Below are 12,470 nucleotides of genomic sequence, written 5' to 3'. Positions count from 1 at the left end.
GCCGCGCCCCTGCGAGGGGGCGCGGCGCCGGTGGGAGGCGTTGTGCGCGGGAGGCTCAGACGGCCAGGCCGTCTGCCATCTCGTCGCTCAGCGTGGACTCCGTGCCCGGGATGCCCAGGTCCTGCGCGCGCTTGTCCGCCATGGCGAGCAGCCGGCGGATGCGGCCGGCCACCGCGTCCTTGGTGAGCGGCGGGTCGGCGAGCGCGCCCAACTCCTCGAGAGACGCCTGCTTGTGGTCCATCCGCAGCCGCCCGGCAGCGGCGAGGTGCTCGGGCACCTCCTCGCCGAGGATCTCCAGCGCCCGCTGCACCCGCGCACCGGCCGCGACGGCCGCCCGCGCCGAGCGGCGGAGGTTGGCGTCGTCGAAGTTGGCGAGGCGGTTGGCCGTGGCGCGCACCTCGCGACGCATCCGGCGCTCCTCCCACGCGAGCACCGACTCGTGCGCCCCGAGGCGCGTCAGCAGCGCGCCGATCGCGTCCCCGTCCCGTACGACGACCCGGTCGACGCCGCGCACCTCGCGGGCCTTCGCCGGGATCTGGAGCCGGCGCGCCGCGCCGACCAGGGCGAGGGCGGCCTCGGGTCCTGGGCAGGTCACCTCGAGGGAGGACGACCTGCCGGGCTCGGTGAGCGAGCCGTGCGCGAGGAACGCGCCGCGCCAGGCGGCCTCGGCGTCGCAGGTCGCCCCCGAGACGACCTGCGGCGGCAGGCCCCTGATGGGCCGGCCTCTGCCGTCCACGAGACCGGTCTGCCGGGCCAGCTGGTCGCCGCCCGTGATCACCCGTACGACGTACCGGCTGCCGCGCCGCAGCCCGCCGGGCGCCATCACGACCAGTTCGGAGTTGTGCCCGAAGATCTCCAGGATGTCCTTGCGCAGGCGCCGCGCCGCGATGCTGGTGTCGAGCTCCGCCTCGATCACGATGCGGCCGCTGACCAGGTGCAGACCGCCCGCGAACCGGAGGATCGCCGACACCTCGGCCTTCCTGCAGCACGTCCGGGTGACGGGGAGCCGGGCGATCTCGTCCTTCACCGCTGGCGTCATCGCCATGGGCCGATCCTTCCATGCATGCGAAAAATTCGGTCGTACGCGGCGGCCAGCAGCTCCGGGTCATGCTTCGCGGAGCTGTCGCGCGCGGCCACCGGGGCCAGCTCGACGGCGGCACCGAAGCGTTTCGCTGCATCGGCGAGGGAGTCACTGTCGGGCACGGCTGCCCTGTCGGCCAGCACCACGTCCAGGGCGAGTTTAGGGGCGTGTCGCGCCAAAACCTCCAAATGACGCTGCGGTGAGAACCCCTCCGTTTCGCCCGGCTGGGGGGCGAGATTGAGCGAGAGGACACGCCGCGCCCTGGTCTCCACCAGGGCCGTCAGCAGTTCGGGGACGAGGAGGTGGGGTATCACCGAGGAGAACCAGGAACCGGGTCCGAGAACCACCCAGTCGGCGTCCATCACCGCCTGGACGGCCTCCGGCACGGCGGGCGGATCGGCGGGCACCAGGTGGACCGACTGGACCTCGCCGCGGGTGAGCGCGACCGTCGCCTGGCCGCGCACGGTCTCGACCTCGTCGGGCCGCGCCGGGTCGTGGCCGCGCACCAGGGCCTGGAGTTCGAGCGGCACCGCGGACATCGGCAGCACCCTGCCGTGCGCGCCCAGGAGCCTGCCGACCAGGTCGAGGGCCTTGACGTGGTCGCCGAGCTGCTCCCACAGGGCCACGATCAGAAGGTTGCCCACGGCGTGGTCGTGCAGGTCGCCCTGGGACTCGAAGCGGTGCTGGATGACGTGCGACCAGGTCTGGCCCCACTCGTCGTCGCCGCACAGCGCGGCGAGCGCCTTGCGCAGGTCGCCCGGGGGCAGCACGCCGAGCTCCTCGCGCAGGCGGCCGCTGGAGCCGCCGTCGTCCGCGACGGTGACGACGGCGGTCAGGTCGCCCGTGATGCGGCGCAGGGACGTGAGCGAGGCGGACAGGCCGTGGCCGCCGCCGAGCGCGACGACCTTGGGCTGCGCGCCGCGCCCGCGCGTCGACAGGGCGGGTGTGCCGGTGCGCAGCCTGCGGAGCCTGAACGTACGGCCGGTCACTCGCGCCCCAGGTCGCGGTGGACGGTGACCGTCTCGATGCCCGCGTCGGCGAGGCGCGCGGCGAGCCGCTCGGACATGGCGACGGAGCGGTGCTTGCCGCCCGTGCAGCCGATGGCGATGGTCACGTACCGCTTGCCCTCGCGGCGGTAGCCGGAGGCGACCAGTTCGAGGAGCTCGGTGTAGCGGTCGAGGAACTCCTTGGCGCCCGGCTGGTTGAAGACGTAGCCGGCGACCTCCTCGTTGAGCCCGGTGTAGGGGCGCAGCTCGGGCACCCAGTGCGGGTTGGGCAGGAAGCGGCAGTCGGCGACCAGGTCGGCGTCGACGGGCAGGCCGTACTTGTAGCCGAACGACATGACCGTGGCCCGCAGCTCCGGCTCCTCCTCGCCCGCGAACCCGGCGTCGAGCTTGGCGCGCAGCTCGTGCACGTTGAGGCTGGAGGTGTCGATCACCAGGTCCGCGTCGCCGCGCAGCTCCCGCAGCAGGTCCCGCTCGGCGACGATGCCGTCGAGGGTCCTGCCGTCGCCCTGGAGCGGGTGCGGGCGCCGCACCGACTCGAAACGGCGCACCAGCGCGTCGTCGGACGACTCTAGGAAGACGATCCTGCGCGTGACGCCCTTGGCCTCCAGGTCGGCGAGCGACTCGCGGAGGTTGTCGAAGAAGCGCCGGCCGCGCACGTCGACCACGACGGCGATCCGCGCCACGTTCCCCTGGGAGCGCGCGCCGAGCTCGACCATGGTCGGGATGAGCGCGGGCGGGAGGTTGTCCACGACGAACCAGCCGAGGTCTTCGAGGCACTTGGCCGCGGTGCTGCGGCCGGCCCCCGACATGCCGGAGATGATCACCAGCTCGGGGATGCCAGGCTCGTGTCCCGTCTCCTCCTGGCCCGCGCCTTCGGCGCCCGCGCCGCCCTTGTGCGGGCCGCCGCCGTGGGCCGTGGGCCCCGCTCCGTCGTGCTGGTGCTCGCTGTGCCGGTCGTCCCGGTCGCCGTCAGTCATGCCCGCCGTCCCCGCTGTCCCCGTCGTCTTCCACGATCTCTCCTGTGGCCGTGTTCACGGCCGGTGCGGCCGGGGCCGCCTTCGCGAGGGCCACCACCACGGACTCGGCGGTCTTGCGGCCGAAGCCGGGCACCTCGCAGATCTGCTCGATTGTGGCCTGCCGCAGCCGCTTCACCGAGCCGAAATGCCTGACGAGTATCTGCTTCCTCGCCTCGCCGAGGCCGGGGACGTCGTCGAGCGGGCCCGACCTGATGCGCTTGGCCCGCTTCTGCCGCTGGTAGGTGATGGCGAAGCGGTGCGCCTCGTCGCGGACCCGCTGGAGCAGGTAGAGGCCCTCGCTCGAGCGCGGCAGGACCACCGGGTCGTCGTCCCCCGGCACCCAGACCTCTTCGAGGCGCTTGGCGAGGCCGCACACGGCCACGTCGTCGACACCCAGCTCGTCGAGGGCCCGCTCGGCCGCGGCGACCTGCGGCTGCCCGCCGTCGACGACGAGCAGCTGCGGCGGGTAGGCGAACCGCTTCGGCCTGCCGTCGTCGTCCTTGAGGTCCTGGAGGCCTTGGAGATCCTGGTCCTTGAGGCTCTGGTCCTTGAGGCTCTGGTCCTGGAGGCCCTGGTCCTTGAGGCCCTGCACCCCGGCGAGCGCGTCGCCCGCGCCCGGGGAGGCTCCGGGCGCGGGGGACGCGCCGCCCCCGCGTACGGGCTCCATGGTCCTCGCGGCCTCCGCGCGGACCATCACGCGGGCCGGGGCGGGGGCCGCTGCCCCGCCGGGCTCCGGCGCCTCGTCGCGGCCCTCCGGCCACTCCCCCGTGCGCTCCTTCTCCTGGAGGTAGCGGCGGAAGCGGCGGGTGATGACCTCGTGCATGGACCGGACGTCGTCCTGCCCGGCGAAGCCCTTGATCTGGAACCTGCGGTACTCGCTCTTGCGGGCGAGTCCGTCCTCAAAGACGACCATCGACGCCACCACGTCGTCGCCCTGGAAGTGCGAGATGTCGAAGCACTCGATGCGCAGCGGCGCGCTGTCCAGGCCGAGCGCGGCCGCGATCTCCTCCAGGGCGCGCGAGCGGGTGGTCAGGTCGCTCGCCCGCTTGGTCTTGTGCAGGGCGAGCGCCTGCTGCGCGTTGCGCGCGACCGTGGCCATCAGGTCCTTCTTGTCGCCGCGCTGCGGGATGCGCAGGGAGACCTGGGAGCCGCGCCGGTCGCCCAGCCACTGGGAGACGGCGGCGGTGGCGGCCTCGTCGTCGCCGGGCAGCGCGGGGACGAGCACCTCCTTGGGGACGGCGTCGCCGCTCTCCTCCCCGTAGAGCTGCTGGAGCGCGTGCTCGACCAGCTCGCCTGTGCCGACGGCCTCGACCTTGTCCGTGACCCAGCCGCGCTGGCCGCGCACGCGGCCGCCGCGGACGTGGAAGATCTGCACGGCCGCCTCGAGTTCGTCCTCGGCGACGGCGATGAGGTCGGCGTCGGTGGCGTCGGCGAGCACCACCGCGTTCTTCTCCATGGCGCGCCGCAGCGCCCCTATGTCGTCGCGCAGGCGCGCCGCCCTCTCGTACTCCATCTCGTCGGCGGCCTCGGCCATCTGCCGCTCCAGGCGGCGCAGGTAGGCGCCGGTGCGGCCGGCCATGAAGTCGCAGAACTCCTCGGCCAGTTCGCGGTGGTCCGCCGGCTCGATCCGGCCGACGCAGGGCGCGGAGCACTTGTCGATGTAGCCGAGGAGGCAGGGGCGGCCCGTGCGCTCGGCGTTCTTGAACACCCCTGCGGAGCAGGTACGCACCGGGAACACCCGGAGCATCAGGTCGACCGTCTCACGGATGGCCCAGGCGTGGCCGTACGGGCCGAAGTAGCGCACGCCCTTGCGCTTGGCGCCACGCATCACCTGCACACGGGGGAACTTCTCGTTCAGCGTGACGGCGAGGTACGGATAGCTCTTGTCGTCGCGGTACTTGACGTTGAACCGCGGGTCGAACTCCTTGATCCAGGAGTACTCCAGCTGGAGCGCCTCGACCTCGGTGGACACGACCGTCCACTCCACGGACGACGCGGTGGTGACCATCGTGCGCGTGCGCGGGTGGAGCCCGGAGAGGTCCTGGAAGTAGTTGGCGAGGCGCTGGCGCAGGCTCTTGGCCTTGCCGACGTAGATCACCCGGCGGTGCTCGTCACGGAACTTGTAGACCCCCGGCGAGTCGGGGATCTCTCCCGGCTTGGGGCGGTAGCTGGAGGGGTCGGCCATACGGCCACCCTACTGGCGGGGACGGACAGTCAGGCGGACGGTGCCGCGGCAGCTCAGGCTCCGCCCGACCCCTTCGCGCCCTTGCCGTCGGGGCCCGCGACGAGCCTGCCGCCCTCGGCCCTGACCGGCACGGGCGGCAGCGGCGCCCGGGCGGGGCCCTGCACGACCTTGCCGGTGGTGACGTCGAACCTGCTGCCGTGGCAGGGGCACTCGCCGGTCGTGCGCACCACCTTCGTCAGGACGCACCCCTGGTGGGTGCAGACCGCGCTGAACGCCGTGTAGGCGTCCTCGGCCGGGCGGTACACGACGACCCGGTCGTCGCGGTAGAGCCGGGCACCGCCGACGGGCACGGCGTCGGGCGAGCCGAGGTCGACAGGGGCCGTGGGGGTGGGGCTCGCCGCGGCCTTGCCGCCGGGCCCGCAGGCGGCCGCGCCGAGCGCGGTGGCGCCTGCGGCCGCCGCGCCCTTGAGCACGGCGCGGCGGCGGGCGGTACGGGCGGGCAGGCCGGGCATGGGGGCGCTCCAGGCGGGGTGCGGATCGGGTGCGGCACGGTGGCCGCGGGGAACGCCGGCGACGATACCGGGACGGATCAGGCGCCCCTGCACCGGCCCCGCCCGCTCTGCACCGGCCGGGTCACCAGCCGCGCTCGCGCCACTGTGCGAGGTGGGGCCGCTCGGCGCCGAGCGTGGTGTCGGCGCCGTGGCCCGGGTAGACCCAGGTCTCGTCCGGCAGCGGGGCGAACAGCTTGGTCTCGACGTCGTGCAGGAGGCTCGCGAACGCCTCGGGGTCCTGGTGGGTGTTGCCGACGCCGCCGGGGAAGAGGCAGTCGCCGGTGAACACGTGCGGGTGGCCGTGCGGGTCGTCGTAGACGAGCGCGATGGAGCCCGGCGTGTGGCCGACGAGGTGGCGCGCGGTGAGGGAGATCTCACCGAAGGAGAGGGTGTCGCCGTCGTCGACCGGCACGTCGGTGGCGACGGGGATGCCCTCGGTGTCGTACCGTCCGGCGTACGTGCGCGCCGCGGTGGCCTCGACGACCTCGGCGAGCGCCCCCCAGTGGTCGGCGTGGCGGTGCGTGGTGACGACGGCGGAGACGCCGTCCTCCCCGATGAGGCCGACGAGGGTGGCGGACTCGGCCGCCGCGTCGATGAGCAGCTGGGTGCCGGTGGCGCGGCAGCGCAGCAGGTAGGCGTTGTTGTCCATGGGCCCGACCGCGACCTTCGAGATCATGAGGTCGGGCAGTTCGTGCACGTCGGCAGGGCCGCCGACCCGCACCGCTCCGCTGTAGGTCATGGGTTCACTGTACGGGGGGCGTGACGGAGACCACTCGATCGGGTGAAGAGGTCGGAAGCCCGCCTTAAATCGAATGCGCGTGCTATAGGCTCGGCTACGGCACCGGAAGAGGCATCCTGGTAGACGCACCTCGTGCACAGCCGCGCGGATGCCCCCTTGCCGGCGCCCCTACCGGTGCGCCTGCGGGCGGCGGCGTCCGCGCGGGCCGCGGCACCCCGTGCGCCCGCAGACACCCGTACAGCAGTCAGCCGTACAGCAGTCAGCAGTCCATCGCTCTGGCGACCCCCGGCACTCAGGCGAGGGGGCTCCGCCCCTGCATCCCCCAACGAAAGGTGCGGACCGGCGTGGCCGACCGTCTCATCGTCCGTGGCGCTCGCGAGCACAATCTCCGCAATGTCTCGCTGGACCTGCCCCGCGATTCGCTCATCGTCTTCACCGGCCTGTCCGGTTCCGGCAAGTCCTCGCTCGCGTTCGACACGATCTTCGCGGAGGGCCAGCGCCGCTACGTGGAGTCGCTGTCCTCGTACGCACGGCAGTTCCTCGGCCAGATGGACAAGCCGGACGTCGACTTCATCGAGGGCCTCTCCCCTGCCGTCTCCATCGACCAGAAGTCGACCTCGCGCAACCCGCGCTCCACGGTCGGCACGATCACCGAGGTCTACGACTACCTCAGGCTGCTGTTCGCCAGGATCGGCAAGCCGCACTGCCCGGAGTGCGGCCGCCCGATCACCCGCCAGTCGCCGCAGGCGATCGTGGACCGGGTGCTCGAACTGCCCGAGGGCAGCAGGTTCCAGGTCCTCTCGCCGCTGGTGCGCGAGCGCAAGGGCGAGTTCGTCGACCTGTTCTCGGACCTCCAGACCAAGGGCTACAGCAGGGCCAGGGTCGACGGCGCGACGATCCAGCTGACCGACCCGCCGAAGCTGAAGAAGCAGGAGAAGCACACGATCGAGGTGGTCGTCGACCGCCTCACGGTCAAGGACTCGGCCAAGCGCAGGCTCACCGACTCGGTGGAGACCGCGCTCGGGCTGTCCGGCGGCATGGTCGTGCTGGACTTCGTCGACCTGGCCGAGGACGACCCCGAGCGCGAGCGCATGTACTCGGAGCACCTGTACTGCCCGTACGACGACCTGTCGTTCGAGGAGCTCGAGCCGCGCTCCTTCTCGTTCAACTCCCCCTTCGGCGCCTGCCCCGACTGCACCGGCATCGGCACGCGGATGGAGGTGGACGCCGAGCTGATCGTCCCCGACGAGGAGAAGTCGCTCGACGAGGGCGCCATCCACCCCTGGTCGCACGGGCACACCAGGGAGTACTTCGGCCGCATGATCGGCGGGCTCGCCGACGCGCTCGGGTTCCGTACGGACATCCCCTGGGCCGGGCTGCCGCAGCGCGCGAAGAAGGCCCTGCTGTACGGGCACAAGACGCAGGTCGAGGTCCGCTACCGCAACCGCTACGGGCGCGAGCGCGCCTATGTGACGCCGTCGTTCGAGGGCGCGGTGTCGTTCGTGAAGCGGCGGCACCAGGAGGCGGAGAGCGACTCGAGCAGGGAGCGCTTCGAGGGGTACATGCGCGAGGTGCCCTGCCCCACCTGCGAGGGCACGCGCCTCAAGCCGATCGTGCTCGCCGTGACGGTGATGGGGAAGTCCATCGCCGAGGTCTCCGCGCTGTCGATCAGCGACTGCGCCGACTTCCTCGCGCAGCTCACGCTGAACGCACGCGACAAGAAGATCGCCGAGCGGGTGCTCAAGGAGGTCAACGAGCGGCTGCGGTTCCTGGTCGACGTCGGCCTCGACTACCTCTCGCTGAACCGTGCGGCGGGCACGCTCTCCGGCGGCGAGGCGCAGCGCATCAGGCTCGCCACGCAGATCGGCTCGGGCCTCGTCGGCGTGCTGTACGTGCTGGACGAGCCGTCCATCGGCCTGCACCAGCGCGACAACCACCGGCTGATCGAGACGCTGGTGCGGCTGCGGGACATGGGCAACACCCTGATCGTGGTGGAGCACGACGAGGACACGATCAAGGTCGCCGACTGGATCGTGGACATCGGCCCCGGCGCGGGCGAGCACGGCGGCAAGGTCGTGCACTCGGGCCCGTTGAAGGAGCTGCTGGCCAACGACGAGTCGATGACCGGCCAGTACCTGGTGGGCAAGCGGTCCATCCCGACGCCCGACGTGCGCAGGCCCGTCGACCCGGCGCGCCGGCTCACGGTGCACGGGGCGCGCGAGAACAACCTGCGGGACATCGACGTGTCGTTCCCCCTCGGGGTGCTCACGGCCGTCACCGGCGTGTCGGGCTCGGGCAAGTCGACCCTGGTCAACGACATCCTCTACACGCACCTCGCGCGCGAGCTGAACGGCGCGAAGACGGTGCCTGGGCGGCACACCAGGGTCGCGGGCGACGATCTGGTGGACAAGGTCGTGCACGTCGACCAGTCCCCCATCGGCCGCACCCCGCGCTCCAACCCGGCGACGTACACGGGCGTCTTCGACCATGTGCGCAAGCTGTTCGCCGAGACGACCGAGGCGAAGGTGCGCGGCTACCTCCAGGGCCGGTTCTCGTTCAACGTGAAGGGCGGCCGCTGCGAGAACTGCTCAGGCGACGGCACGATCAAGATCGAGATGAACTTCCTGCCGGACGTGTACGTGCCCTGCGAGGTCTGCCACGGCGCCCGGTACAACCGGGAGACGCTAGAGGTCCACTACAAGGGCAAGAACATCGCCGAGGTGCTGGACATGCCGATCGAGGAGGCGCTGGACTTCTTCGAGGCCGTCCCGACCATCTCCCGCCACCTCAGGACGCTCCATGAGGTCGGCCTCGGGTACGTGCGGCTCGGCCAGCCCGCGCCGACCCTCTCCGGCGGCGAGGCGCAGCGCGTCAAGCTCTCCAGCGAGCTCCAGAAGCGCTCCACGGGGCGCACGGTCTACGTGCTGGACGAGCCCACCACGGGCCTGCACTTCGAGGACATCAGCAAGCTGATCAAGGTGCTGTCCGGGCTGGTCGACAAGGGCAACTCGGTGGTCGTGATCGAGCACAACCTGGACGTCATCAAGACGGCGGACTGGGTGGTCGACATGGGCCCCGAGGGGGGCAACGGGGGCGGCCTGGTGGTCGCCGAGGGCACGCCTGAGCAGGTGGCGGGCGTCGCCACCAGCCACACCGGCAAGTTCCTCCGGGACATCCTGGACACGGAGCGGGTCAGTGAGGCGACGTCGTCCACCGGCAGGCGGACCCGCGCGACGAAGGCCACGGCGGCGCGCAAGACGGCCGCGGGCTCGGCGGCGACCGCCAAGAAGACGGCCGCCGCGGCCAAGAAGACCGCGGCGAAGGCCGTGCAGGCGAAGAAGACGCCCGCCGCCCGCAAGCCGCGGGCGAAGTGAGGCCCGGCGGGGCGTGACGGCGCGCCCCGCCGCCTGCACCCCGCCACCGTGCGCGCGGCGCCGACCCCGTCGCCGTGCGCACGCCGCCACCGGCCGTGCTCCCCGGAGCACGGCCGTTCGCGTACGGGCCGCAGCAGCGACACGGGACCGTCAGCGGCCCCTGCGCATCCGCTGCCCGACCTCGCCGTCGTCGGTCTCCCACCAGGGCCGCACCCGCTCGGGTTCCGCGGCCGCGGCCGCGGCCGCCGGCGCCCCGGCCGCGGCGACGGCGGGCGCGGGGGTGGCCGGAGTCAGCTCCGCGTCGAGCCGGGCGTCGAGCTCGGCCGTCCTCGCGCGCTCGGCGTGCCACCACTGGAAGAACACCGCGATGAGGAACGGCAGCGCGACGAGTTCCGCGAGGGTCAGCATCAGGCCGCCGCCGAGCATCTGGTCGAACTGGAGCGTGGGCCCCCAGGTGCGCGGGTGCGCCGCGTACCAGTGGCCCGCGATCAGGGTGCCGCTGGTCATCACGACGATGCCGGGGATCGAGTCGAAGAGGCCGTCGAAGAAGACCAGGGCGGCCCTGATCGGGTGGGTGCACCAGCGCGGCAGCAGTTCCTGCCCGGTCAGCATCGGCAGCACGAACAGGGATCCGGTGAGCAGCAGTTGCGCGTGCATCAGCTGCCGCACCAGGTCGTTGTCGAGGGCCGTGGGGAAGTACGGCGTGAAGTAGATCGTCAGCTCGGACACGAGCACGAACACCGAGCTGACCAGCGGGAAGGTGAGCAGCCGCACCGGCCGTGAGGTCATCGCGCGGTGCAGCCGGCCGTCCGGCGCCGCGAGGCCGAGCGGGTCGCCGAGGGCGAGGCCGAGCGGCGCGAGCAGGTCGAGCAGGATGTTCTGCACGGCGGCGGGCCAGAACAGCACGCGGTCGTAGACGGCGAGCGAGGACATGGTGGCGACGACGATCATGCCGAGGCCGAGCACCGCGAACGACGCGGTCCGCAGGGCGGACCAGCGTCCGCCCGCGCGGACGCGCCGCACCACCCCGTACGCGTAGAGGCCGCCGAGCAGGACCACGGCGACGAGGGCCGCCGGGTCGAGCGTCCAGGACGTGAAGCCCCGGCCCAACGTGAGTTCCGGCAGCACGCCGCACCTTCCTTCGCGTACCGGCCACGCCCGCGGGACCGCGGCCCGCGTGGCGTGCCGGGTCCCGGGCCGCCTCCGGCCGTCCGTTTACCGCCCACCACGCTAGACCGCGGTGTCAGCCGAACGGACGTCGGGTCGGCGGCGGCCCGTACGCACGGCAAGGGCCCCCGCCGGCGTCCGGGGCGGGACACCGTGCGGGGGCCGGGTCCGTCGCCCTCGGCCACCGACCAGTCGAGGGCGACGGACGTCTCAGACGTCCACGCTGTCGTTCTCCTTGCGGCCGGCGGCTTCGCCGCGGCCGTCGGGGTGCGCGGACGGGTCCGTGGGGCGGGCCGCCGCCTGCCGCCGGGTGGCGAGCAGGCTGGTGGCCGTCGTGACGAGCAGCACGCCGCCGATCACCGAGAGGGAGACGGCGATGCTGATCTCCGGGACGTGCACCCCGAGTTCGTGCAGGGCGTGCAGCACGAGCTTCACGCCGATGAAGCCGAGGATCACCGAGAGGCCGTAGCTGAGGTGGACGAGCTTCTTCATCAGCCCGCCGATCAGGAAGTACAGCTGCCGCAGGCCCATCAGCGCGAACGCGTTGGCCGTGAAGACGATGTACGGGTCCTGGGTCAGGCCGAAGATGGCGGGGATCGAGTCGAGCGCGAACATCACGTCCGTGGTGCCGATGGCGAGCATGACGACCATCAGCGGGGTGAGGACGCGCTTGCCGTTCCTGCGGATGAACAGCTTGGTGTCGTGGTAGCGGTCGGCGACGCCGAAGCGGCGCTCGATGGACTTGAGGAGGCGGTTCTCCTCCCACTCTGCTTCCTCGTCGTGCCCGCCGCGCGCCTCCTGGATCAGCTTCCAGGCGGTGTAGATGAGGAAGGCGCCGAACAGGAAGAACACCCACGAGAAGCTGGCGAGGACCGCGGCGCCCGCCGCGATGAACCCCGCGCGCAGCACCAGTGCGATCAGCACGCCGAACAGCAGCACGCGCTGCTGGAGCCGGAGCGGGACGGCGAACTTCGCCATGATGACGATGAAGACGAAGAGGTTGTCGACGCTGAGCGACTTCTCCGTGACGTATCCGGCGAAGAACTCGCCGCCCGCCTTCGCCCCGCCGAACGCCAGCAGGCCGAGTCCGAACAGCGCCGCGAGGACGACCCAGACGGCCGTCCAGACCCCGGCTTCCCTCACCGACACCTCATGGGGCTTGCGCCCGATGAAGAAGTCGATCGCGATCAGGGCCGTCAGACCGAGCACGGTCAGCAGCCACACGGTCAACGAGATGTCCATCGTGCCTCCGGCGTCGTACGCGTACGGGCGGCGCCGAACGGATCGGACTGCCGCGCCGGAGGTCTCTTCCACCCGGGCGGCCCTTCCACCGCTCCCCGGGCCGACGCC

The 12,470-nt window shown here is 72.2% G+C and carries 9 protein-coding genes; 1 reads left to right on the top strand and 8 read right to left on the bottom strand.

Annotation, left to right across the window (positions count from 1 at the left end):
- Positions 1-55 precede the first annotated feature (55 nt).
- From whiA to AB0910_RS24065, 6 genes are all read right to left on the bottom strand, one after another.
- Entirely contained in the window at positions 56-1,045 is a 990-nt protein-coding gene (gene whiA, locus AB0910_RS24090; RefSeq protein WP_345650538.1) for a DNA-binding protein WhiA, read from the bottom strand.
- On the bottom strand, positions 1,036-2,070 hold the full coding sequence (yvcK, locus tag AB0910_RS24085) for a uridine diphosphate-N-acetylglucosamine-binding protein YvcK (RefSeq protein ID WP_366746703.1): 1,035 nt from the start codon (positions 2,068-2,070) through the stop codon (positions 1,036-1,038). The genes whiA and yvcK overlap by 10 nt, the downstream gene beginning before the upstream one ends.
- Positions 2,067-3,065, bottom strand: coding sequence for an RNase adapter RapZ (gene rapZ / locus AB0910_RS24080; RefSeq protein ID WP_366746702.1), 999 nt, complete (start codon positions 3,063-3,065; stop codon positions 2,067-2,069). Before rapZ ends, yvcK begins: the two co-directional genes overlap by 4 nt.
- Positions 3,058-5,289, bottom strand: coding sequence for an excinuclease ABC subunit UvrC (gene uvrC / locus AB0910_RS24075; protein ID WP_366746701.1), 2,232 nt, complete (start codon positions 5,287-5,289; stop codon positions 3,058-3,060). Before uvrC ends, rapZ begins: the two co-directional genes overlap by 8 nt.
- Positions 5,290-5,342: 53 nt before the next feature.
- Entirely contained in the window at positions 5,343-5,801 is a 459-nt protein-coding gene (locus tag AB0910_RS24070; protein ID WP_366746700.1) for a Rieske (2Fe-2S) protein, read from the bottom strand.
- A 121-nt stretch (positions 5,802-5,922) separates the two neighbouring features.
- A complete protein-coding gene (locus tag AB0910_RS24065; RefSeq protein ID WP_366746699.1) occupies positions 5,923-6,579 on the bottom strand; it encodes an MBL fold metallo-hydrolase in 657 nt (218 codons plus the stop codon).
- 344 nt (positions 6,580-6,923) lie between these two features.
- Here AB0910_RS24065 and uvrA point away from each other — a divergent pair, with 344 nt between their 5' ends.
- Positions 6,924-9,953: an excinuclease ABC subunit UvrA gene (uvrA, locus tag AB0910_RS24060; RefSeq protein WP_366746698.1), complete on the top strand. Its 3,030-nt coding sequence runs from the start codon at positions 6,924-6,926 to the stop codon at positions 9,951-9,953.
- A gap of 150 nt (positions 9,954-10,103) precedes the next feature.
- Here uvrA and AB0910_RS24055 read toward each other — a convergent pair whose 3' ends face one another.
- Together AB0910_RS24055 and AB0910_RS24050 are read right to left on the bottom strand one after the other, a co-directional pair.
- Entirely contained in the window at positions 10,104-11,081 is a 978-nt protein-coding gene (locus AB0910_RS24055) for a cytochrome c oxidase assembly protein (protein WP_366746697.1), read from the bottom strand.
- A gap of 249 nt (positions 11,082-11,330) precedes the next feature.
- The gene (locus AB0910_RS24050; protein WP_366746696.1) at positions 11,331-12,362 is read right to left on the bottom strand and encodes a TerC family protein; all 1,032 of its coding nucleotides are present in this window, start codon (positions 12,360-12,362) and stop codon (positions 11,331-11,333) included.
- Positions 12,363-12,470 lie beyond the last annotated feature (108 nt).

The organism is Streptomyces sp. NPDC047002, from assembly GCF_040704505.1.
GTDB lineage: Bacteria > Actinomycetota > Actinomycetes > Streptomycetales > Streptomycetaceae > Streptomyces.
Note: the sequence above shows the minus strand (reverse complement) of the source record. Positions and strands in the feature narration are given on the sequence as shown.